This window comes from Micromonospora sp. DT229, assembly GCF_049844505.1.
GTDB lineage: Bacteria > Actinomycetota > Actinomycetes > Mycobacteriales > Micromonosporaceae > Micromonospora.
This window is the reverse complement of record NZ_JBNCLD010000004.1, coordinates 363616-385016: the sequence shown is the minus strand read 5'-3', so window position 1 is coordinate 385016 and position 21401 is coordinate 363616. Positions and strand designations below refer to the sequence as shown.

General features: G+C 70.1%; 20 protein-coding genes and 3 pseudogenes. 7 read left to right on the top strand and 16 right to left on the bottom strand.

The genetic code is table 11. The annotated features are described in order from the left end of the window. Positions 1-75: 75 nt before the first annotated feature. From ACLQ2T_RS09280 to ACLQ2T_RS09235, 10 genes and pseudogenes are all read right to left on the bottom strand, one after another. On the bottom strand, positions 76-1089 hold the full coding sequence (locus ACLQ2T_RS09280; protein ID WP_425765568.1) for a glycosyltransferase family 4 protein: 1014 nt from the start codon (positions 1087-1089) through the stop codon (positions 76-78). Further along, positions 1086-1259 (bottom strand): hypothetical protein, encoded by a 174-nt coding sequence (locus ACLQ2T_RS09275; RefSeq protein WP_425765567.1) that lies wholly within the window; start codon positions 1257-1259, stop codon positions 1086-1088. Before ACLQ2T_RS09275 ends, ACLQ2T_RS09280 begins: the two co-directional genes overlap by 4 nt. A 65-nt stretch (positions 1260-1324) precedes the next feature. Further along, positions 1325-1516, bottom strand: a pseudogene (locus ACLQ2T_RS09270) (inorganic diphosphatase); the annotation flags it as partial. A gap of 129 nt (positions 1517-1645) precedes the next feature. Beyond that, positions 1646-2203, bottom strand: coding sequence for a DUF5994 family protein (locus ACLQ2T_RS09265; RefSeq protein ID WP_425765566.1), 558 nt, complete (start codon positions 2201-2203; stop codon positions 1646-1648). Further along, complete coding sequence (locus ACLQ2T_RS09260; protein WP_425765565.1) at positions 2203-2601, bottom strand: lipopolysaccharide assembly protein LapA domain-containing protein; 399 nt, start codon at positions 2599-2601, stop codon at positions 2203-2205. The genes ACLQ2T_RS09265 and ACLQ2T_RS09260 overlap by 1 nt, the downstream gene beginning before the upstream one ends. A 260-nt stretch (positions 2602-2861) precedes the next feature. Then, complete coding sequence (locus tag ACLQ2T_RS09255) at positions 2862-3899, bottom strand: fatty acid desaturase family protein (RefSeq protein ID WP_425765564.1); 1038 nt, start codon at positions 3897-3899, stop codon at positions 2862-2864. Between the two features lie 300 nt (positions 3900-4199). Next, on the bottom strand, positions 4200-4373 hold the full coding sequence (locus ACLQ2T_RS09250) for a hypothetical protein (protein ID WP_425765563.1): 174 nt from the start codon (positions 4371-4373) through the stop codon (positions 4200-4202). A 79-nt stretch (positions 4374-4452) separates the two neighbouring features. Continuing rightward, positions 4453-5172 (bottom strand): SigB/SigF/SigG family RNA polymerase sigma factor, encoded by a 720-nt coding sequence (locus ACLQ2T_RS09245; RefSeq protein ID WP_425765562.1) that lies wholly within the window; start codon positions 5170-5172, stop codon positions 4453-4455. 221 nt (positions 5173-5393) lie between these two features. After that, entirely contained in the window at positions 5394-6125 is a 732-nt protein-coding gene (locus ACLQ2T_RS09240; RefSeq protein ID WP_425765561.1) for a GAF and ANTAR domain-containing protein, read from the bottom strand. Positions 6126-6208: 83 nt separating this feature from the next. After that, positions 6209-6937, bottom strand: a complete 729-nt coding sequence (locus ACLQ2T_RS09235) for a GAF and ANTAR domain-containing protein (RefSeq protein ID WP_425765560.1) — start codon at positions 6935-6937, stop codon at positions 6209-6211. A gap of 577 nt (positions 6938-7514) precedes the next feature. Between ACLQ2T_RS09235 and ACLQ2T_RS09230 the strand changes: the two genes are divergently transcribed. Beyond that, positions 7515-7835 carry a lipopolysaccharide assembly protein LapA domain-containing protein gene (locus ACLQ2T_RS09230; RefSeq protein ID WP_425765559.1) on the top strand — a complete coding sequence of 107 codons (321 nt, stop codon included), beginning with the start codon at positions 7515-7517 and terminating at the stop codon, positions 7833-7835. Positions 7836-7934: 99 nt separating this feature from the next. Here the strand turns inward: ACLQ2T_RS09230 and ACLQ2T_RS09225 are convergent. Further along, a pseudogene (locus ACLQ2T_RS09225) lies at positions 7935-8048 on the bottom strand (nucleotidyltransferase family protein); the annotation flags it as partial. Between ACLQ2T_RS09225 and ACLQ2T_RS09220 the strand changes: the two are divergent. The 5 genes from ACLQ2T_RS09220 to ACLQ2T_RS09200 all read left to right on the top strand — a co-directional run bounded on the left by ACLQ2T_RS09220 (position 8002) and on the right by ACLQ2T_RS09200 (position 12845). Next, positions 8002-8214, top strand: coding sequence for a hypothetical protein (locus ACLQ2T_RS09220; protein WP_425765558.1), 213 nt, complete (start codon positions 8002-8004; stop codon positions 8212-8214). The pseudogene ACLQ2T_RS09225 and the gene ACLQ2T_RS09220 overlap by 47 nt on opposite strands. Positions 8215-8404: 190 nt before the next feature. Next, positions 8405-9460 carry an ETX/MTX2 family pore-forming toxin gene (locus ACLQ2T_RS09215; protein WP_425765557.1) on the top strand — a complete coding sequence of 352 codons (1056 nt, stop codon included), beginning with the start codon at positions 8405-8407 and terminating at the stop codon, positions 9458-9460. 207 nt (positions 9461-9667) lie between these two features. Further along, positions 9668-10138 (top strand): hypothetical protein, encoded by a 471-nt coding sequence (locus tag ACLQ2T_RS09210; RefSeq protein WP_425765556.1) that lies wholly within the window; start codon positions 9668-9670, stop codon positions 10136-10138. 27 nt (positions 10139-10165) lie between these two features. Then, positions 10166-12148: a histidine kinase gene (locus ACLQ2T_RS09205; RefSeq protein ID WP_425765555.1), complete on the top strand. Its 1983-nt coding sequence runs from the start codon at positions 10166-10168 to the stop codon at positions 12146-12148. Between the two features lie 34 nt (positions 12149-12182). After that, complete coding sequence (locus tag ACLQ2T_RS09200) at positions 12183-12845, top strand: response regulator (protein WP_425765554.1); 663 nt, start codon at positions 12183-12185, stop codon at positions 12843-12845. A gap of 3 nt (positions 12846-12848) precedes the next feature. Here ACLQ2T_RS09200 and ACLQ2T_RS09195 read toward each other — a convergent pair whose 3' ends face one another. From ACLQ2T_RS09195 to ACLQ2T_RS09185, 3 genes and pseudogenes are all read right to left on the bottom strand, one after another. After that, positions 12849-15512 carry an HAD-IC family P-type ATPase gene (locus ACLQ2T_RS09195; RefSeq protein ID WP_425765603.1) on the bottom strand — a complete coding sequence of 888 codons (2664 nt, stop codon included), beginning with the start codon at positions 15510-15512 and terminating at the stop codon, positions 12849-12851. A gap of 196 nt (positions 15513-15708) precedes the next feature. Then, a complete protein-coding gene (locus ACLQ2T_RS09190; protein ID WP_425765553.1) occupies positions 15709-16293 on the bottom strand; it encodes an ATP-dependent Clp protease proteolytic subunit in 585 nt (194 codons plus the stop codon). Between the two features lie 653 nt (positions 16294-16946). Continuing rightward, positions 16947-17183: pseudogene (locus tag ACLQ2T_RS09185) on the bottom strand (helix-turn-helix domain-containing protein); the annotation flags it as partial. A gap of 192 nt (positions 17184-17375) precedes the next feature. Between ACLQ2T_RS09185 and ACLQ2T_RS09180 the strand changes: the two are divergent. Continuing rightward, positions 17376-18389, top strand: a complete 1014-nt coding sequence (locus ACLQ2T_RS09180) for a potassium channel family protein (protein WP_425765552.1) — start codon at positions 17376-17378, stop codon at positions 18387-18389. Between the two features lie 62 nt (positions 18390-18451). Here ACLQ2T_RS09180 and ACLQ2T_RS09175 read toward each other — a convergent pair whose 3' ends face one another. After that, on the bottom strand, positions 18452-19489 hold the full coding sequence (locus ACLQ2T_RS09175; RefSeq protein ID WP_425765551.1) for a 2-oxoacid:ferredoxin oxidoreductase subunit beta: 1038 nt from the start codon (positions 19487-19489) through the stop codon (positions 18452-18454). After that, a complete protein-coding gene (locus ACLQ2T_RS09170; protein WP_425765550.1) occupies positions 19482-21329 on the bottom strand; it encodes a 2-oxoacid:acceptor oxidoreductase subunit alpha in 1848 nt (615 codons plus the stop codon). Before ACLQ2T_RS09170 ends, ACLQ2T_RS09175 begins: the two co-directional genes overlap by 8 nt. Positions 21330-21401 lie beyond the last annotated feature (72 nt).

Here is a 21401-nt window from a genome sequence, read left to right as displayed (position 1 = left end):
CGGCCTCACGCGGTGACGGCGCACGCCGGCGGGCGTGTGTGGCCGTCGGAACGGATTCGTAGGCGGTGGCCGTGTTCAGCGGTGCGATCGACGGGTGAGGTGGTCGTAGACGGCCAGGTAGTCGGTGACCATCCGGTCCACGCCGAAGCGCTGCCGGGCCTGGGCCCGGCAGCCGGCCCGGTCCAGCCCACCGGCCTGGGTGACGGCGTCGACGGCCTGATCGACGGTCTGCACGAGGAACCCCGTCACCCCCTCGTCGACGACCTCCGGCATCGATCCCCGCGCGTACGCGACGACCGGCGTGCCGCAGACCATCGACTCCACCACCGACAGTCCGAACGGCTCGTCGAAGGCGATCGGGTGCAGCAGGGCGGTACTCGCGCCCAGCACCTCCGCACGCCGTCGAGGGCCGACCGACCCGAGGAAGACGACCTGGTCGCCGTCGATGTGCGGGGCCACCTGTTCGGCGAAGTACCGCTCGTCCTGCACGATGCCGCAGATGGTCAGCGGCCGGCCGGTGCGGCGGGCGATCTCGATGGCAGTGTGGGTGCCCTTGTCGGGATGGATCCGGCCGAAGGCGGCCAGTCCTGGGCCGGCGTCGCGGGTGAACGGCAGCCCGGTGAGGTCGACACCATGGTGCACCGTGGCGACGTAGTCGAGTTCGGCGCTCCGGTCGGCGTCGGAGATCGACACATAGGACGAGCGGGCCCGGGCGTACGCGGGGAGGATCCCCGTACCGGAGAAGCCGTGCACGGTGGTGAGCAGCGGAGCGCGGCAGTGTTCGGCGAAGGCCAGCGGCAGCCAGTCGAGATGGTTGTGCACCAGGTCGAACTGCCCGGAGCGGGCCATCACGTGGGAGACGTGCATCGCCTCCCACACCCGGCCGTCCATGCTCGGGTCGTCGGCGTAACCGCGGGGGCACACACCGTCGAGGGCTGCGGAGGTGACCGAATCCAGCGTCGCGAAGAGGGTCACGTCCACGCCGCGGGTGACCAGCCCTTCGGCGAGCAGCCCGGTCACCTGCTCCCAGGGACCGTAGTGGTGCGGGGGTGTCCGCCAAGCGACCGGTCCGAGCAGGGCGATCCTCACGGGGACGGCGCGTCGGCGAGATCGGCCGGATCGAGACGCAGGGTGGCGAGCAGCCCCACGTGCCTGGCGGGATCCACCCGCTCCGGCAGTTCCCGCTCGACCCAGTCGGCCCTGACCTGCTGGCCGCGGTGCCGAAGGACTTTGATGATCCGGTCCCTGGCGATGCTCATCGAATGCTCCCTGGCTCGGCCTGACGTGGTCATGGTCATCTCGCAGAGGTGGACTGGCGGGCGCGTTCCTGTACCGGTACCAGCGCGTCGAGGGGGTCGGTGTCTTCGCCGAGGGTGTGTTCGATGAAGCCGTACTCGGCCGGGTGCTGGGTAGCGGTGAACAGGGTGCGGTCCAGTCGGATCCGGCCGGTCCGGCGATCCGATTCGTACTTGTTGCGTGTTCCCTTGGAAATCTCGATGGTGACGTCGAACTCCATGCGGTTGCTCTGCTCCTCGGACCTTCAGTCGGCGGCCGGCTGTGGTCTGGTCGGTGATGGCTTCGGGGTCCGGGACCTCGAACCGAGGTCCCGGACCCCGCGCTTGCCGACCCGGGCCGGTTGGAGCGTTCAGGTCCGGGCCGGCGCTGTGGGGTGTCGATCGGGTTGAAGGTGGCCGCCTTCGGTCTCCCAGACGGCCGTATCGTCACCGTGTCGCACCAACGGTCGTGAGCGAGGGCTGGGCGGTATGGACAGGATGTCGGCGGCACGGGTGGTGGTGGCGGGGCGGGTGGCCGCGAGCATGGCCGCGGTCGCCGCGGCGTACGTGGTCTCGGGCGCTATCACGGCCAGGTCGATCCGCAGGTCCCGCCGGCCTGTGATGATCACCAGCTCGGCACCGAGGGTGGCGAACCAGCCCACTCGCACCACGGTGCCGCCGACGCCGATCCGGCACGGATGCCTGTCCCAGGCCGCAGGCTGCAGCATGATCCGTTCGATCCCGCCACCACGCTGTGCGGTCAGCGCCGTGACCAGGCTGCACAACTCGATGACCGGGTCGCGTGAGGCGGGCCACCAGCCGCCGTCGATCATCGCGCGGCTGGACGGCGGGTCGGCCAGCCGCAGGCGTGCCGTAGGCGGCTCACCGGTGCAGACCCACGTCATGCGGTCCTCAGCCGAGCGGACCATCAGTTCCGTCCCTCCGGTATGTCGGCGCCCGGGTCGGTGTCAGCGGGGCCTGGACGGGTGATGGTGGTGGAGGGGGCGGTGCGGTGGCTGCGGGTCGACAGCCGCAGTTGGAGGCGCCGCATGGTGACGTGAACGGTCACCAGTAGTACGCCGAACACCGCGGCGAGCAGTAGCGCGACTCCCATGGGCAGTTGCCCCTGCGCGCCGAAGAAGTACACCTCGGTGCGTTGACCGTTCTGCAGGATGAAGATCAATAGCAGGAGCAGCACCACGGCGGATGCTGCGAACGCGACCAGGGAACTCTCGACGCGGACACGCGGCACAGGACGGGGCCGGTCGTTGACCCTGGGGCCTGACTGCACGTTGGTGGAGTGGGTGGAGTCGGTGAACCGGGTCATTGTGGACCTCATCTCGACGGTGGCGCGCGATGTACGCGATCCGGAGCCGTCGGGGTCCAGGACGACATCCTCAGCCTACTCTCCGACTGGCTGATCGGTACGCCGGAGATGTCGGATCTACCAATCCGGACGAACACGTGCCGCCGCATCCAGATCGACGAGGTGCGCGAGCGCACCGGCATCTCAGCGCTCGCTGGCATCCGGCCCACACCGTGCGGTCCAGGAGGGCACCTCAGCTCGTGCCTGGGCGGCACGGCAGCTCAACGCGTCGCGACCGGAGGTACGGGGGATCCGGTGTCGTTCAGGTGGCGCAGTACCTCGGTCCAGGAGCGGACCAGCGTGGTTTCGCGGTAGTCGATGTCATGCTCGGCGCAGAACCGCCTGACCAGTGGTCGGGCGCGGCGTAGGTGGGGACACGGCATGCTCGGGAACAGGTGGTGTTCGATCTGGTAGTTCAGGCCGCCGAGCATGATGTCGAGGAACCTTCCGCCGCGGACGTTGCGGGAGGTGAGGACCTGCCGCCGGAGGTAGTCGAGGTTGTCGTCGGCGTCAAGGACGGGCATGCCCTTGTGGTTCGGGGCGAAGGAGCAGCCGAGGTAGAGGCCGAGCAGGCCCTGGTTGACGAGGATGAACGTGACCGCCTGTGCCGGGTTCAGCACCAGGAACACGGCGGTGAGGTAGCCGCCCAGGTGCAGGGCCAGCAGTCCGGCTTCGACGGGTCGGCGGGCGATGCGGCGCGGGCCGAGGACCGCCTTCACGCTGTTGACGTGCAGGTGCAGGCCCTCCAGCAGGAGCAACGGGAAGAACAGATATGCCTGGTAGCGCACGAGCAGCGCACCGAGTCCACGTCGACGGCGAGCCTGGTCGGCGGTGAAGGCCAGGGGCGCCACGGTGATGTCGGGGTCCTTGCCTTCGGTGTTGGGGTGGGCGTGGTGCCGGTTGTGCTTGTCCACCCACCAGCCGTAGCTGAGCCCGGTCAGGAGGTTGCCGTGCACGATGCCGATCAGGTCGTTGCCCCGGCGCGATCTGGCGATCTGCCGGTGCCCCGCGTCGTGGCCGATGAACCCGGCCTGCGCGAAGACCACCGCCAGAGCCGCCGCGACGCCGAGCTGCCACCACGATTCACCCAACCGGACGAACAGGGCGCACAGTCCGGCGAAGGCCGTGAGGACGAGGCCGATCCGCACCGCGTAGTAGCCTCGCCGTCGCCCGAGCAGACCTGCCGCTCGGACCAGCCGGGACAGGTTCGCGTAGTCGCTGCCACGCTGCCTGTCGATGCCGAGGCTGGTATCGCTCATGATGGCTGCTCCCGCTGATCCTTGTCCGTCTGCCTGTCTCACCGGCGGCTCGACCAACCGGTCGGACTGGCCATGAGCTGTTGAGGCATCCGCCACGGGACCGGGCTCCGGCGGGCACGCCGCACCAGGCCGCATGCTTCCTCCCCGGTCGGCCCCGAGGTGGCCGGCTCCGATGCCTCTTCACCTCGAGTTTTCGTCATTCACCCGACCCGTCGCAGCGGATTGGCTCAATAGCCCCGGAGCACGGGGTCGCCGCGGTGGGAGGCGTGGGCCTGGCGAAGGGTCCGAGCAGAGCGCGCCTCACGGGGACGGCTCGCCCGCGAGATCGGCCGGATCCAGATGCAGGATGGCGAGCAGCCCGGCGTGCTCTTCGAGGTCCACCCGCTCCGGTAGCTCGCGCTCGACCCAGTCGGCCCTGACCTGCTGGCCGCGTTGACGAAGAACGCTGACGATCTTCTGCCTGGCGATGTTCATCGGATGCTCCCTGGTAAGGCCGTCCGGAAGGGTCGTGCTACCGGCCACTGCGAACACGCTGGTCCCGGTCGACTACCGGTCACCGGAGCATCTCGGCTCTCAGCTGGGTCAAAGAGTGCTTCAGCAGCCGGGAGACGTGCATCTGTGACAGCCCGACCCGGGTGGCGATCTGTGCCTGGGTCAGATCACCGTAGAACCGCATGGTCAGGATCCGACGTTCACGTAGCGGAAGCGCCGTGAGGAGCAGTCGGAGGGTGAGGTGGTCGTCCACCGCTGCGTATCCCGGATCGGCGGTGCCGATGTGCGCGTGCTGCTCGATGCCGGTACCCCCGGGCCGTGGCTCGTTCAACGACTGCGGGCGATAGACATCGGAGGCGGCGACAGCGGCCACGAGCTGGGCGGCGGTCACTTCCAGGTGGTCGGCGAGCTCCCCTGCAGTCGGTTCGCGACCGTGCTGCTGCCCGAGCTTGCCCCGGGCCTCGGGCACCCGGGCGCCCAGTTCCTGCATTGCTCGCGGCACCCGGATCGTCCAGGCCGAATCGCGGAAGTGCCGTCGGATGCTGCCGAGGATGGTCGGGATGGCGTAGCTGAAGAACGGCACACCCCGGTTGGTGTCGTATCCGTCGACGGCTTTGATCAGGCCGAGCGTGCCGACCTGCGCCAGGTCGTCGTAGGGCTCTCCGCGGCCGGTGTAGCGGCGGGCCAGTCGAATGGCCATCGGCAGGTTCGCCTCGATGATCTGGGTTCGCAGCCGTGCGCGGTCGGGATCGTCGACGTTCAGGGCTGCGCGTCGACGCAACAGTTGTTCGCTGGCCCCTGTTTCCGGGCTCAGCGTCGGAGGGGACAAAGCGGCCGTGGGTGTCACGATGGTGGTGACCATTGTTCTACGCCCCTAACGGGCTGGTGGCGGCGAGACTGGCGGCCACCGGGGACCCGGGCGACACCGTCACCGTACGCCTTCGTCTCCCCGACCGACACCCCTGAAGCCTTCGGGAACCGACTCGGCGGTGGAGCCGGTCGTCAGCCGGGCCGGTTGGTGACCGGTCCCGGCGCGAGCTGCTCGGAGCCGTCGACGATCGCCTGGGACAGGTCGGACAGTCGCCGGTTGCGGCTGCGGGCGCCGTCGCGCAGTATCGCGAAGGCTTGGCCCACGTCCACCTGTAGGCGTTCGGCGATGATTCCCTTGGCCTGCTCGATCAGGACACGGCTGTTCAGGGCGGTCTGTAGCTGCTCGGTGAGGATGTCACGCTGATAGATGGCGCGGTGTTGCAGCAGTCCGATGGTGGCCACATCGGCGAGCGCCTGACCGATGCGGAGCTTGTCCTCATCGATGGCCCCTGGCCGGACGTCGAAGAGGTTCAGCGCGCCGATCACCTCGGAGCGCAGGCGCATGGGCAGGGCGTGCACCGCGACGAAGCCGACCTCGGCCGCGGCGGCGGTGAACCGCGGCCATCGGGCAGTGGCCAGGGTCAGGTCGGCGACCGACACCGGTTGCCCGGTATGGAAGCAGTCGAGGCAGGGCCCCTGGTCGGTCTGGAGCTGGAACAGCTCCAGCAGTCGGGTGCGTTCGGAGGAGGCGGCGACCACCTGCAGCGTGCCGCGCTGGTCGGTCAGGAGCAGCCCGGCCGCCGACACACCCAGCAGCTCGACACATCTCTCGGTCAGCACGTGCAGGAACTCGATCACGTCGAAATCGTCGATGAGAGTGTCGGCCATCTCCACGAAAACGTCGGCCAGCGGGGTCTCGGCCATGTCAGTCACCTCGTCAATCAGTGGTACCGCCGGTTGCCCGACGGCATGATCCATAACGCGCCGACTTGGCGTCGCTCGCTAGTTCACCCATGTCGATCACCAGGTGTCCCGGCTGGTCCGAGACGCAGGCGCCCGGCGACGACGTCCGCTGCCACATCCCGGAGGCGCCGGTCCTGGGAGTACGCACAGGCGCGCAACCGGATGAGCGCCACCGCCGCGGACACTCCCAACTGGACCGTGATCATTCCGGTCGCCTGGTGCACCTCGGGGTGGTGCAGGCCGGTCCGCTCGGGCCACTGATCGTCCCGGTCCGCCCCGTGGCGTGTCGCGTCGTCCAGCAGCATCGCGCATGCCGTGTCCGCCAGAACCAGTGCGTCGGCCAGTTGCTCCGCCCCGAGGTCACCGGCGCAGGCCCGGTAGAGGTCCAGGACACCGAGGCGGATCCCGCCCACCCGTAGCGGCAACGCGAACACCGCGCCGGCCCCGGCGAGCACCGCGGCTGGCGCGAACACCGGCCAGCGGTTCCGGCACTCCGGCACGGTCAGATCGCCGACCAGGACAGGTCCACCGGTGGTCGCGTCCACGCACGGCCCCTCACCGAGGGTGAGGGTCAGGTCTTCCAGCTCCGACGCGGTCCGGTCCGTGGCGTACATCAGTTCGCGTGGGGTGGCGTCGAGGATAACCGCGACGGCGGCGGAATCGACGCCCGCGACCGACACCGCCGCCGCGCAGACATGATCGACCGCGACGGCTTCGCCCCGGGCGGCGTCGACGAGAACAGCCCACAGCCGCAGGTGACGATCGGCGGTCATCGGACCGCCGCGCCCCGGGCTGTCCCTGTCCACTGCTGACTCCGCCCCGGATCAGTCGAACGGACGCGCTGCCGTACGGCGCCGAGGTCTTGGGCGACGGTCACACCGTACTCCCGCCGACGCCACCGCGCGACCGGCGGCCCCACCGGACCGCGGCGGCGTCGGCGGCTGCCGATCCGGTCGCGGAGGCGTACGCTTGCGGTGTCGCTCGGGACCCCGGTGGCTGACAGTTCGCCGTCGGCGGACGCACCCCACCGATCGAGGTCACCGTGTTGGCCACCCGCCACACCACATCCGCCGGTCAGGTCGCCGGATCTCCGTCGCGTTCCTGGCCAGGCACCTCCCTCGCGCCGGCACGCCGGACCGCGGCAGCCCGTCGCAGGCCCGCCCTCATCCAGGCACGCCAGCGCACCACGGCTTCCAGGCGCGCCAGATCCTCATCGAAAGGCGGCGGTTCGTGATGACCGCACCCCGGAACAGTCATGTTCGATTCTTCCCGCCAGACGGCCGCGGCGGCACCGATGCTTCTCGTGCGACGCCTCGGCGACCGTCGCCGAAGCGCTCCCGGATCGGCGGCGTGTGGGTCGCCGCCGTGGTGTTCGCGTTCGTGCTCCTGCTGCTCCTGATCTTCGTCCTGCAGAACGGACAACGCGCCGAGGTGTCGTTCCTCGGCGCACACGGCACCCTGCCGATGGGGGTGGCACTGTTGCTGGCCGCCGTCTTCGGGATCCTGCTCGTCGCCCTGCCCGGCACCGCCCGGATCGTGCAGCTCAGGATGCTCGACCGCCGTCCCGCCACGCAGCCGGACGGCCGGCCCGGGCCCGACCCGACTCCCCCACCGACAACCGGCATCGCCAGCGTCCCGCTGTCGCCCCGCCCCGAGAATCAGGACGAATGAGCCGTGTCCATCACCACGCGACCAGCCACCACGATCCTCGCGCCTGGTGGCGCGGTCGTCGTTGTCGCGGCTGAGGTCCGTCAGGTCGAGGAAGGCGACGTCGACGTCGCGTACCGCTGACGGGTCGAAGCCGTTGCCGTACCGTTCGGCCCAGACGAGGTCGCGGATGGTGCCGGCGCCGATCCAGTCGTCCGGCAGGGCGGAGTACCGCACGACGCACAGCGCTCGGATCAGCCAAGGGCTGCGCTGGATCAAGTCCCGCAGTTCGTCTTCCCGCACCGTTTTCCCATGCTCGCCGCTGACCAGGATCGTGACCAAGCTGAACGCCCGCAACCGGGTCGACGCCATCCGCATCGCCACCGAAGCGGGCTGGATCTGAGCGCCTGACCGGATGGTCGCTCCGGGTCTCCGGCCCGCGTGTCCAGCCGGGACAACCTCCCGATCACCAGGGACGGCCGTCCCTGGTGATCGGGTCTGCCGCGCAAACAGACTTCGAGGCGTAACAGGCGCCCCGTCGAACCGGGGCGCGGAAAACGCCTCCTGGCGAGGCGATGAGGAATCGAGGTTCCATGCGAGTTGCAAGGAGCGTGGCGGTCCTGACCGCCGTCGTGACCGGATTGGCGACCGCCCTGGTCATGGCGCAGCCGGCAGCCGCGAGACCGTTGTGTGACGTGCCGGTGCCGCCGCCGGTCTGCGGTCCTGGGCTCCCGGAGGATCCGCCGCCGCCGCCGAGCCACATCCCGGCGCTCGCCTTCGACGGGGCACAGCAGACGGTCACCCGGGATGGGGTGAACATCTGGGGCTGGACGGCGGACGACGACGCGCCGACCACGCCGTTGACGGTGAACATCCGCATCGACGGCACCCTGGTCCGGTCCATGGTCGCCAACCAGCACCGGCCCGACGTGGCCGCCGTCTACCCGAGGTTCGGTGCGGCACACGGCTTCCAGGTGGTGCTGCCGGCCTCGGCCGCAGGACACAACGTCTGTGTGACGGCGATCAGCGTCGGCGGGGGAGCGAACAAGCAGGTCTGCCGGCAGATGGACGACATCGTCGAGTTCATGGCGTACGACATCGACTACGACCTCTCCCGGGCGCAGTTGGTCGGAACCTCACTCCAGCAGTTGGACAAGGTGACCAACCGCAACGACACGACCCTGCAACAGTCGACCGAGATCAGCGGTACGAAGTCGGTGACGGAGACCGAGGGGTGGTCGGACACCGCCGGAGTCAGGGTCTCGGTGTCGACCTCCCTCAAGGCCGGCTTCCCGATCTTCGCCGAGGGCAAGGTGACGGTCTCGGCCGAGGGGTCCTTCAGCTTCACCCAGAACGGATCCACCTCGCGTACCCGTTCGGTCTCCTGGCGGCAGCCGGTGCTGGTGCCGGCGCGATCGATCGTGGAGGCGACGGTAACGGTCACCCACGCGAACATCCGGGTGCCGTACTCCCTCAGCGGTGATTTCATCTACCGCAGCGGCGCTCGGGCCGCCGGCACCGTAGGCGGCATGTTCGCCGGCGGTAACAGCGAGAACGTCCAGGTCAACCTCAAGCAGTACAACCTGGACGGTAGCCCCGCAGCCGCACCGGCCTCGCAGCCGAAGGCCACCCTGCTCAAGATCAGCTAGGTAGGCGCCGGAGCCGACTGCCGGGGCGGTGCAGACCGCCCCGGCGGGGGGATCGGCACGGGCGTGGCAACGAGTACGACAATTCCGCGGCCCAGTGATATCGGGGGCTGGCCGCCGGAAGGGGTCGGGGCGACCGGGGGGGCGTCCCGACCCATCGTATTGTCTTATGCCCTACCCAACAGCTCGATGTACACAAAGGAGAGTGAGATGGGCCTGGTCTCGGGTGAGACGGATGAGAGCATCCTGCTGATCGCCAACGACGACACCTTCGCACACACCTACCCCGACCTGCGGCGACTGCTGGAAGAGCAGTCCGAGGGGGATCCGCTGCGCGGTGCTGTGGAGTTCTTCGACTTCACCGGTCGGCGACTGGTCCCCAGCTTCGACCAGGAGTGGCGCCTGACCGAACTCCAGCCGAGCAGTGAACCCGCAGATCCGGAGGCGGTGCTGCGCCGCCTTCAGGCGGTACTCGATCACCTCGAACGGTTCCTCAAGGCCGAGTCGGAGGCGGGAGACGACTCCAGCATCATGGGCGCCGAAGTGATGATCAAGGCCCTGCCCACGCTGAACGGCACCCTGTCCGATGCCCTCGACAAGATGCCATGGCACGAGCCTGGCAAGGGAACCTCCGGCAACTTCCTGCACAACGCCATGCACGCCGCCGGTTGGGCGCACTGACCGACATCAGCCACCAGGAGGCCCACCGTGACACCGGGTGAGGAGATCACATCTAGCCGCCGCGGCCTGCTGGCCGGTGCGGCGGTGGTGGTGGCGCTGCTGGTGCTGGCCGGCCAGCTCTACCAGCGGGACTCTCTGCTCGTCGGCCCCAGCACGCTGACCGCAGTCTTCGCCGCCGCCTTCACCGCACTCGGTGCCCTGGTACTGGCTGGGGTGCCGGGTCACCCGGTGGGTCGGCTGATGCTCGCCGCCGGCCTGGTCGCCTCGGTCGCGGTGCTGGCGCTTAGCTGGTCGTCGTGGCTGCCGCTGGCCTGGCTGGGTCAGTGGCTGTGGTGGCCGCCGTACACCCTGGTCATGCTGGCCCTGCTGGTCTTCCCGGACGGGAAGCTGCCCGGCCCGCGGTGGCGCGTCGTCGCCGCGGGCCTCATCGGCTGCGCCGTCCTGTCGACCGGCGCCTTCGCGGTCGCCGCCCTCGACGACCCACGCGGTCTGCTGCTCTCCGGCGAGTTGGCCGCCACCGGGCGGGCCCAACTGCTGGTACGCATCGCGCTGCTGGCCATCGCCGTGCAGGTGCTGTTGGTGGTGGCCGTGCTGGGGTCGCTGGTGGGGCGGTGGCGCCGGGCGACCGGTGAGGGCCGCCAGCAACTGGCCTGCCTGCTGGCGGCCGGCGCCCTGTTCCTCCTCGGCGGGGTGCTCGACACCCTCGATCTGGCCGGGGCCTGGGCGCTGATGGTGGTGGCCATCCCGGGGGCGTTGACCCTGGCCGTGCTGCGCTACCGGCTCTACCAGTTGGAACGGGTGATCAACCGGACCCTGGTCTGGCTGGTGATGAGCCTGCTGGTGATCGCCGGGTTCGTGGCCATCGTCGCCCTGCTGCGGGATCTGTTCGTCGGCGCGGACACCTCGAATTCCTCGCTGGTGGCCACCGGCCTGATCGCGATCACCTTCGAGCCGTTGCGCAACCGGGTGCAGCGGGGGGTCAACCGGTTGCTCTACGGGGACCGGGACGACCCGTACGCGATGCTGACCCGGCTGGGCAGTCTGCTGGAGCGGACCGGACAACCGCACGCGGTGCCGGCGCTGCTGGCCGACACCATCGCCAAGTCGCTGCGGGTGCCGTACGTGGCGGTCGAGGTGGACGACCCGGAGGGTGGCGATCCGCCGGGCGGCGGCGCGACGCGCTGGCCGCAGGTGGCGCACGGCACCCCGACCACCTCGGTGGAACGCTTCGACATGCTGATCCACGGCGACCGGGTAGGTCGGTTGGTGGTGGCCCATCGCCGCACGGGCGACCGGTTCACCCCGATGGAGCGCCGAATCCTCACCGACGTGGCCCGGCAGGCCACGGCGGCGGTGGCGACCGCCCGGCTGATCCGCCAGCTTCGTCAGGCCCGGGAGGGACTGGTGTTGGCCCGGGAGGAGGAGCGCCGCCGGCTACGCCGGGACCTGCACGACGGGTTGGGGCCGACCTTCGCCGGCATGTCGATGCAGGTGCGCGCGGCGAGCAAGCTCTCCACTGGTACCCCACGGCTGGGGCAGATCCTGGACAGCCTGGCGGACGACCTGCGTACCTGCACCGCCGAGGTACGCCGGTTGGTGGACCAGTTGCGGCCCGCCGCCCTGGACCAGGGTCTGGAGTCGGCGCTGCGGATGGAGTGCCGCCGTTTCGACGGCCCCCAGTTGACGACGGAGTTGCAGGTCGAGGGCGACCTGCGCAGCCTGCCTGCCGCCGTGGAGGTGGCGGCGTACCGGATAGTGGCCGAGGCGTTGTCCAATGTGGTACGTCACGCGCAGGCCAGCCGATGCCAGGTTCGGGTCTGCCGTGGCCAGGGGCTGCTGGTGGAGGTCGCCGATGACGGGGTCGGAGTGACCGGCCCGCGACCCGGCGGGGTGGGGCTGGACTCGATCCGGCACCGGGCCACGGAACTCGGCGGCAGTTGCGAGATCACCCCCGGTACCGGGGGCGGAACCCTGGTGCGGGTACGGCTGCCATGGGTCGAGGATGGGTAGCCGCCGGTGGGCGGCGGACTGTGAGGGAGCGAGCATGTCGGACCGGGCCCGGGTGCTGATCGTGGACGACCACCCGGTGGTACGCCGTGGCCTGCGCACCATGCTGGAGGGTGAGTCGTGGGTGGCGGAGGTGCAGGAGGCGGCCTCCTGCGCCGAGGCGATCGCCGCAGTCGCGCACGGAGAGGTCACCGTCGTGGCGATGGACCTTGCGCTGCCGGACGGTGACGGGATCCAGGCGACCAGCCAGATCCTGCGGCACCGGCCGGAGATCGCGGTGATCATGCTGACCATGGCGGACGAGGACGAGTTGGTCGCCCGGGCCCTGCGCATCGGCGCCCGGGGCTACCTGCTCAAGGACACCGACCCCGACCTGGTGGTCGACGCGCTGCGGACGGTGGCCGGTGGGGGTCTGGTGCTGGGGCCTGGGATCACCGTCGCCGCCCTTGGCCGGGCCCAACCGGTGGGGGACAGCCTGCCGCCGCCCTTCGACCGCCTCACCCCGCGCGAGCGGGACATCCTGGCCCACCTGGCCGCCGGTGAGGACAACGCCCAGATCGCCCGCCGGTTCGGGTTGAGCACCAAGACCATCCGCAACCAGGTCTCGGCGATCCTCGGCAAGCTCGGGGTCGGCGACCGGGTGCAGGCGGCGCTGCTGGCCCGGGACGCCGGCATCGGTGCCGACAAGCGGTCCACCTGACCCTCACATCCGGTGTCGTCGGAGTCGCTTGTCCAGCGCCACCACTGCTGCGGCGGCGACCCCGACCGCGAAGATGCGCAGCCAGACATCGCCGCCGATCGGGGCGGTGTCGAAGATCCTGTTCATCACGGGCAGATAGGTGATGGCCAGTTGGGCGACGGCCTGGATCCCCACCCCGGCCAGCACCCACCGGTTGGAGAACAGGCCGATGCGCCAGGCGGAACGCACCATCGAGCGGCAGCTGAACAGATAGAGCATCTCCACCACGACGAAGACGTTGAGGGCCGCGGTCCGTGCTTCGGCCACGCTGGCCCCCTGGTCCTGCTCCCGGACGAACACCAACCAGGAGCCGGCGACCAACAGGGCGGACACCAGGCCGATCCGGGCCACGAGGGCCCCGGTCAGCAGCGGCTGACGGGGGTCGCGGGGCGGTCGCCCCATGACCCCGACCTCCTTGGGCTCGAAGGCCAGAGTCAGGCCGAGCAGGACGGCCGTGGTCATGTTGATCCACAGGACCTGGGTGGGCAGCAGGGGAAGGGTGGTGCCCGCGACGATGGCCGCGAAGATGACGAGTCCCTCGCCCAGGTTGGTCGGCAGGGTCCAGACGATGAACTTGATCAGGTTGTCGAACACCCCGCGACCCTCTTCGACCGCGGCCTCGATGGTGGCGAAGTTGTCGTCCGTCAGCACCATGTCGGCGGCGTCCTTGGCCACCTCGGTTCCCGAACGCGCCATGGCGATCCCGATGTCGGCCTGACGCAGCGCCGGGGCGTCGTTGACCCCGTCACCGGTCACCGCCACCACATGGCCGCGCTGCTGGAGGGTCTCCACCAGACGCAGCTTCTGCTCCGGTGACACCCGGGCGAACACCACCGCGCGGTCCACCGTGTCAGCGAACTGCTCGGGCGGCAGCTCCGTCAGCTCCCGGCCGGTGAGCACCTGACCCTCGTGATCGTCGCCGAGAATGGCCAGGCGGGTGGCGATGGCGGTGGCCGTGGCCGCGTGATCCCCCGTGACCATCTTCACCCCGATTCCGGCGGTGTGACAGGCCCGCACCGCGGGAGCGGCGGCGCTCCTGGGGGGATCCAGCATGGCCTGTAGACCTGCCAGGCTCAGGGTGCCGGGCAACCCCTGTTCGTCGAAGTCGCCGGATTCGCCACGACGAACGGCCGTGGCCAGCACCCGAAGCCCTCGGCCGGACAGTTCCTCCGCCGAGCGCAGGGCCGCCTCGGCGTCCAGCGGTCGGGGCCTGCCGTCCGCGCCCAACTCCGTACGACACATCGACAGGACCTGCTCCACACTGCCCTTGACCAGCACTACCTCCTGCCCGGAGTCGGGTTCCTCGTGTCGGGTGGCCATGTACTGCCGATCGGAGCTGAAGGGGATGGTTCCGGTACGCGGCAGGGTGGTGTGCAGCCGTTCGTGGTCGATGCCCCCCTTCCCGGCGACCACCAGCATCGCCCCCTCGGTGGGGTCGCCGGTGATGGTCCACTCCCCGTTCCTCTCGCCGATCCGGGCGTCGTTGCAGCCCGACCCCGCCAGCAGGGACCAGCGCAGGGCCTCGCTGGTGGTCTGGTCGGCGGCGGCACCCGAGCTGTCCCGGAGCTCGCCCTCGGGCCGGTAGCCCGATCCGGTGACGGTGAACTCGCCGTCCGGGGTCCAGACCAACTGGACGGTCATCTGGTTCTCGGTGAGGGTGCCGGTTTTGTCGGAACAGATGACCGTGGTGCTGCCCAGGGTCTCGATCGTCGGCAGGCGGCGGACCACCGCCCGCCGCCGCGCCATCCGGGTCACCCCGATGGCCAGGGTGACGGTGACGGCCGCCGGCAGCCCCTCCGGGATCGCCCCCACCGCCAGCGCGATGGCCGCCGTGAAGGTGTCGGCCGCGTCCTGCCCCCGCAGCACCCCGACCCCGAAGGTCACCGCCGCCAGGGCGAGGATGGCCACCGTCAGCACCTTGCTGAACCAGGCGAGCTTGCGGGTCAGGGGGGTCGCCAGGGTGTCGGCCGTGCTCACCAGCCGATGGATCTGGCCCAGCTCGGTCTCGGCGCCGGTGCCCACCGTGATGCCCGCCCCGCTGCCCGCGGTGACCAGCGTGCCGGAGTAGACCATGTTGCGGCGGTCCGAGACGGCGGTGATCCCGGGCAGTTCCGCCTCGTCCTTGGGCACCGGATCCGACTCGCCGGTCAACGCGGACTCGTCCACCCGCAGCTCGGCCAGGCGGACCAGCCGCAGGTCCGCCGGCACCTTGTCGCCCGCCTCCAGGACGATCAGGTCCCCGGGAACCAGCTCCTCCGAGGAGATCATGCTTTCCTGCCCGTCCCGCACCACCCGGGCCTGGGTACGCACCATCGACCGCAGGCTGTCCAGGGCGGCCTCCGCCTTGGACTCCTGGAGGTAGCCGACCACCGCGTTGACCAGTACGACCCCGAGGATCACGCTGGCGTCGACCCACTCGTCTAGGACGGCGGTGATCACCGCAGCGGCCAGCAGCACATAGATCAGCGGGTTGTCGAACTGCCGCAGCACCCTACGGAGGAAGCCACCGCCTCCTGAGGCGGGCAGCAGGTTGGGCCCGTACCGCTCCAGCCGGCGCCCGGCCTCCTCCCGGCTCAACCCGTTCCGGGGGTCCGTCTCCAGCAGGAGCACCACCTCGTGGGAGGACATGGCGTGGTGCTCGTTCTGGCGAGTCGACTCGGCCGGCTCTGCGGAACCCAACCGTCACCTCGCATCGACATCAGACTCAGGTCGCCTGCGCCGGAGCAGGGTCATCGAGGCCCTGTCGCCTGAGTGGTTGAGAAAATCCTCGACCAACCCCAGGGCGGGCGAGCGGCAAACGCCGTAAAAAGGCCAGACCGGGTGGTCAGGGGCTGGGCAGCCGGGGGGTGGTGAGGACCTCGTCGATCAGGCCGTAGTCGCGGGCCTGCTCGGCGGTGAACCAGCGGTCCCGGTCCCAGTCTCGCTGGATCTCGGCCAGGTCCCGCCCGCTGTGCCGGGCCATCAACTCCAGCATGGTCCGCTTCACATGCAGCATGTTCTCCGCCTGGATGGTGATGTCGGAGGCGGTGCCACCCATTCCCCCCGAGGGCTGGTGCATCAGGATCCGGGTGTGCGGCAGGGCGTACCGCTTGCCGGCCGCACCCGCGCAGAGCAGGAACTGTCCCATCGACCCGGCCAGCCCCAGGGCCAGGGTGGCCACCTGGTTGGGAACGAAGTTCATGGTGTCGTAGATGGCCATGCCGGCGCTGACCGAGCCACCGGGCGAGTTGATGTACAGGTGGATGTCCCGTTCCGGGTCCTCCGCGGCGAGCAACAGGATCTGGGCGGTGATCCGGTTGGCGGACTCCTCGGTCACCTCACTGCCGAGGAAGACGATCCGTTCTCGCAGCAGTCGCTCGAACACCTGGTCGCCGAAGGCCCGCTGTCCGTCGTCCAGCATCGTGATCATCTCGTCCACCCCTCCATCGACCGGTGGGCGAGGCGACCGCCCGGAAACCGGCCACCTCAGCCTGGACCGGCGGGGGGTGGGGTTCCCAGAGCTTCTGCCCGGGGCAGATTCGCCCTCGGCAGAACCTAGGCGCGGGCGAGGTCGCGTGCCGGGCGGGACAGCCGGGGTACGCCCACGACCAGGTGACCACCCGGCCGTCGCCCTCGCCGGGGGTCCTGGCGTGCCGGCGTACGCATCAACCGGGCCGCCAGGGCGGCGGACCGCCGCCGACGGGCCCGGCCCAGTGCCCTGCCCCTGGGCCTGGTGACCGTTGCCGGGCGGCGCAGGGCACCCCGGATGAGCTGGTCGTCGAAGCCGGAGGCCTCGGAACGGTCGGCGAACACGATGATCCGCAGACCTCCGCTGAGGAACATGCTGCTCCCGCTGACCGCGTCGCCGGACCAGCCGGCCCCGAGCCAACCCACCTGCCGCAGGGTGGGGTCGTAGCCGAGTCCACCCACCTGGCGCAGGGTGGGGTCGGCGCCGAGTCGGGCGATCGGGTGCGGGGTGCCGCCGGAGGCGGGCCGGGTGGACGGCAACACAGAGCCGGCCGGCCGGGTGCCCGGCAGGTGGCCGCCGAACCCGACCGTGCCCGGGGCGGCGGAGGACGCCCTGCGCTCGACCCGGCGAAGGTCGTCCCGGACCGCTTCCAGAAGGTCGGAGAGGTAGAGGCCGAGGGCGCGGCAGACGGCCGCCAGCACCTCGGAGGAGGCCTCCTTGCGCCCCCGTTCCACCTCGGACAGGTAGGGCACGGAGACCCCGGCGGCCCGGGCCACCTCGCGGAGGGTCAGGCCCTGGCGTTGGCGTTCCCGGCGCAGGACCGCCCCGATCACCCGTCGCAGCAACGACATGCGGGCCTCACTCTCGCCGGTCCTGCGCTGACCCGTTCATCATGCCCGGCCGGCGGCCCTGATGTCGTCCCGCCGCCTGCCGGATCAGCCCCGCCGCCTGCCGCGTACCTGCTCGGGCACCTCGGCGTGCGGATCGCCGGCCAAGGGCTATGTTGTGGGCGTGCAGGCGACGGAGGCGGGGCAGGTCCCCCGGTGATCCATTTTCCCGCGCAGCGGCGGGGCCCGCTGAGCGCGCTGAGCCTACGGTTGGCCGCCGCCGTCGGGCTGGTGCTCCTCGTGGTCGCGGTGGTCTATCTCGAACGGGACCAGTACCGCGACATCAACGGCGACGGCCTGACCCTGCTGGACTGCTTCTACTACGCGGTGGTCTCGTTGTCGACCACCGGCTACGGCGACATCGTGCCGGCCACCCAGGCCGCTCGGCTGGTGAACGTCCTGCTCATCACCCCGGCCCGGGTGTTGTTCCTGATCATCCTGGTCGGCACCACCCTGGAGGTGCTGACCGAGCAGTACCGGACCGGGCGCCGTCTGCACCGGTGGGAGAGGAAATTGAAGGACCACGTCATCATCTGCGGCTACGGCACGAAGGGGCGCAGCGCGATCTCCGCACTACAGGAGAACGGGCTGGACAAGTCCCGGATCGTCGTGGTGGAACGCAACGGGTCGGCGCTGCGCCAGGCCACCTCGAACGGGTTGGTCGCCATCGAGGGCTCGGCCACCCGTTCCTCGGTGCTCAACCAGGCCCATGTGCGGACCGCCAAAGCGGTGATCATCGCGACGGACAGCGACGACGCCTCCGTGCTGGTGGCGTTGACCGTACGCCAGCTGACCGCCGGTCAGGTACGGATCATCGCCGCCGCCAGGGAGGCCGAGAACGCCCCCCTGCTCAAGCAGAGCGGCGCCCATCATGTGATCGTCTCCTCGGCCACCGCCGGTCGGCTGCTCGGCCTGTCCACCTCCGCGCCACCTCTGATCGACGTGGTGGAGGACCTGCTGACCCCCGGCCAGGGCATGGCGCTGGCCATGCGCTCGGCCGAGCGGCAGGAGGTGGGCCGCAATCCGCGGGAGCTGGACTCGCTGGTGATCGCGCTGGTCCGGCGGGGCAAGGTGGTCACCCTGGCGGACCAGGCGGGCGCGGTCGTAGAGACCGGCGACATGCTGGTCTACGTACGCGACGACCGGCCCACGGCCCACACCCTGCCCTGAACCGGTCGCTCTGGCAGCGCAGGGGCGGACCGGTTCCGGCCCGCCCCTGCCACATATCGTCCTCAGCCGACGATGGTCCAGGTGTCGCCGCTGCCCAGCAGGCCGGCCAGCTGCTGCTCCGGGGTCTCGGTGGCCGTGGCCTTGGCCTCGGCCACCTGAGCCTGCACCACACTGTCGTAGGAGGGCCGGGACACCGAGCGGAACACCCCGATGGGGGTGTTGCGCAGGTCGAATCCGGGCAGCCGGGAGAGCGCGAAGGCGTACGCCGGATCGGCCACCCCCGCGTCGTGCACGACGATCTCCTCGGTGGGGGTGCCGGCGGTCTCCCGGACCTCCAGCCCGAAACCACCCGGGGGGTGTACGACGCAGAACTGCCCGTCCTTGCCGAAGGTGATCGGCTGGCCGTGCTCCAGGCGGATCAGGTGGTCGTCCCGGATGCCCGGATCCTTGAGCTGGTCGAAGGCCCCGTCGTTGAAGATGTTGCAGTTCTGGTAGATCTCCACGAAGGCCGAGCCCTCGTGCTCGGCGGCGGCCCGCAGCACCGACTGGAGATGCTTGCGGTCGGAGTCGATGGTGCGGCCGACGAAGGTGGCCTCCGCGCCCAGCGCCAGCGAGATCGGGTTGAAGGGCGCGTCCGCCGAGCCGACCGGGGTCGACTTGGTGATCTTGCCGACCTCGGAGGTCGGGCTGTACTGCCCCTTGGTCAGGCCGTAGATCCGGTTGTTGAACAGCAGGATCTTCAGGTTGACGTTGCGGCGCAGGGCGTGGATCAGGTGGTTGCCGCCGATGGAGAGGGCGTCACCGTCACCGGTCACCACCCATACCGACAGGTCCGGACGGGAGACCGACAGGCCGGTGGCGATCGCCGGGGCCCGGCCGTGGATCGAGTGCATCCCGTAGGTGTTCATGTAGTACGGGAACCGCGACGAGCAGCCGATGCCCGAGACGAAGACGGTGTTCTCCCGGGGGATGTTCAGCTCCGGCATGAACTGCTGGACGGCCGCCAGGATGGCGTAGTCACCGCAACCGGGGCACCAGCGCACCTCCTGGTCGGACTTGAAGTCCTTGGCGGTGAGCTTCAGGGCGACGGGCTCAGACATTCTTCAGGACCTCTTCCAGCATCGTCTCCAGCTCGGCGGCGGTGAACGGCAGGCCGCGGACCTGGTTGTAGCCGATCGCGTCGACCAGGTAGCGGGCCCGGATCACCTGGGCCAACTGGCCGAGGTTCATCTCGGGGATGACCACCCGGTCGTAGGAGCGCAGCACCGAGCCCAGGTTCGCCGGCATCGGCGCCAGGTGTCGCAGGTGTGCCTGCGCGACCGGCAGGCCGCGCTGACGCAGGGCCCGGCAGGCGGCGCCGATCGGGCCGTACGTGGAACCCCAGCCGAGTACCAGCACCCGGGCGTCGCCGTCGGGATCCTCCACCTCGACGTCCGGCACCGGGATGGCCTCGATCCGGGCGGCCCGGGTACGCACCATGAAGTCGTGGTTGGCCGGGTCGTAGGAGATGTCGCCGGTCTTGTCGGCCTTCTCCAGCCCGCCGATGCGGTGCTCCAGGCCGGGGGTGCCCGGGATGGCCCACGGCCGGGCCAGGGTCTGCGGATCACGCAGGTACGGCAGGAAGGTCGTGCCGTCCTCGCCGTTGGGCGCGCTGGCGAACTCGACCCGCAGGTCGGGCAGGGACTCCACGTCCGGCAGCAGCCACGGCTCGGAACCGTTGGCGACGTAGTTGTCCGACAGCAGGATCACCGGAGTGCGGTACGTCAACGCGATCCGGGCCGCCTCCAGTGCCGCGTAGAAGCAGTCGGAGGGCGACTTCGGGGCGATCACCGCCACCGGGGCCTCACCGTGCCGGCCGAACAGCGCGATGTTCAGGTCGGCCTGCTCGGTCTTGGTCGGCATGCCGGTGGACGGGCCGGCGCGCTGCACATCGACGATGAGCAGCGGCAGCTCCAGGGCCACCGCCAGCGAGATGGTCTCGCTCTTGAGGGCCACCCCGGGGCCGCTGGTCGTGGTCACGCCCAGGGCGCCACCGTACGAGGCCCCCAGCGCGGCGCCGACTGCGGCGATCTCGTCCTCGGCCTGCATGGTGGTGACGCCCAGCCGCTTGTGCTTGCTCAGCTCGTGCAGGATGTCCGAGGCCGGGGTGATCGGGTACGCCCCGAGGAAGACCGGCAGACCGGAGCGGACCCCGGCGGCCACGATGCCCAGCGACAGGGCCGCGTTACCGGTGATGTTGCGGTAGGTGCCCGGGGGCATCTTGGCGGGCTTGACCTCGTACCGGACGGCGAAGTCCTCCGTGGTCTCGCCGAAGTTCCAGCCGGCCTTGAAGGCGGCCACGTTCGCCGCCACCAGTTCCGGCCGCTTGGCGAACTTGCGCTCCAGGAACCGCAGGGTCGAGGCGTACGGCCGCGAGTACATCCAGCTCAGCAGGCCCAGGGCGAACATGTTCTTGGCCCGCTCGGCGTCCTTTTTCGACACGTCGAGGTCGGCCAGGGCGCCGATGGTCATCGAGGTCAGCGCCACCGGGTGCACGGCGTATCCGTCGAGCGTGTCGTCGTCCAGCGGGCTGCTGGCGTACCCGACCTTGGCCAGGTTGCGCTTGGTGAACTCGTCGGTGTTGACGATGATGTCCGCACCCCGGGGCAGGTCGGCGAGGTTCGCCTTCAGCGCCGCCGGATTCATCGCCACCAGTACGTTCGGTGCGTCGCCCGGGGTCAGGATGTCGTAGTCGGCGAAGTGCACCTGGAAGCTCGACACGCCCGGCAGGGTGCCGGCGGGGGCCCGGATCTCGGCCGGGAAGTTGGGCAGGGTGGAGATGTCGTTGCCCAACTGGGCTGTCTCCGAGGTGAACCGGTCACCGGTGAGCTGCATACCGTCGCCGGAGTCGCCGGCGAATCGAATGACCACCCGGTCCAGTTGGCGGATCTGCTTGGTCACGCCCGCACCTCGCTTCGCTGCGCGCCGCGGTGCGGCGCGTCGTCCTCACCCGAGAGCCTACGTCGAATCGGC

What these genes read in the sequence shown, in the direction of transcription:
- ACLQ2T_RS09210 (WP_425765556.1), top strand. Translation starts at nt 9,668, where the DNA reads ATGGGCCTGGTCTCGGGTGAGACGGATGAGAGCATCCTGCTGATCGCC.
- ACLQ2T_RS09220 (WP_425765558.1), top strand. Translation starts at nt 8,002, where the DNA reads ATGGTGCCGGCGCCGATCCAGTCGTCCGGCAGGGCGGAGTACCGCACG.
- ACLQ2T_RS09175 (WP_425765551.1), bottom strand. Translation starts at nt 19,489, where the DNA reads ATGTCTGAGCCCGTCGCCCTGAAGCTCACCGCCAAGGACTTCAAGTCC.
- ACLQ2T_RS09235 (WP_425765560.1), bottom strand. Translation starts at nt 6,937, where the DNA reads ATGACCGCCGATCGTCACCTGCGGCTGTGGGCTGTTCTCGTCGACGCC.
- ACLQ2T_RS09215 (WP_425765557.1), top strand. Translation starts at nt 8,405, where the DNA reads ATGCGAGTTGCAAGGAGCGTGGCGGTCCTGACCGCCGTCGTGACCGGA.
- ACLQ2T_RS09200 (WP_425765554.1), top strand. Translation starts at nt 12,183, where the DNA reads ATGTCGGACCGGGCCCGGGTGCTGATCGTGGACGACCACCCGGTGGTA.
- ACLQ2T_RS09240 (WP_425765561.1), bottom strand. Translation starts at nt 6,125, where the DNA reads ATGGCCGAGACCCCGCTGGCCGACGTTTTCGTGGAGATGGCCGACACT.
- ACLQ2T_RS09250 (WP_425765563.1), bottom strand. Translation starts at nt 4,373, where the DNA reads ATGAACATCGCCAGGCAGAAGATCGTCAGCGTTCTTCGTCAACGCGGC.
- ACLQ2T_RS09255 (WP_425765564.1), bottom strand. Translation starts at nt 3,899, where the DNA reads ATGAGCGATACCAGCCTCGGCATCGACAGGCAGCGTGGCAGCGACTAC.
- ACLQ2T_RS09260 (WP_425765565.1), bottom strand. Translation starts at nt 2,601, where the DNA reads ATGACCCGGTTCACCGACTCCACCCACTCCACCAACGTGCAGTCAGGC.
- ACLQ2T_RS09265 (WP_425765566.1), bottom strand. Translation starts at nt 2,203, where the DNA reads ATGGTCCGCTCGGCTGAGGACCGCATGACGTGGGTCTGCACCGGTGAG.
- ACLQ2T_RS09275 (WP_425765567.1), bottom strand. Translation starts at nt 1,259, where the DNA reads ATGAGCATCGCCAGGGACCGGATCATCAAAGTCCTTCGGCACCGCGGC.
- ACLQ2T_RS09190 (WP_425765553.1), bottom strand. Translation starts at nt 16,293, where the DNA reads ATGATCACGATGCTGGACGACGGACAGCGGGCCTTCGGCGACCAGGTG.
- ACLQ2T_RS09195 (WP_425765603.1), bottom strand. Translation starts at nt 15,512, where the DNA reads ATGTCCTCCCACGAGGTGGTGCTCCTGCTGGAGACGGACCCCCGGAAC.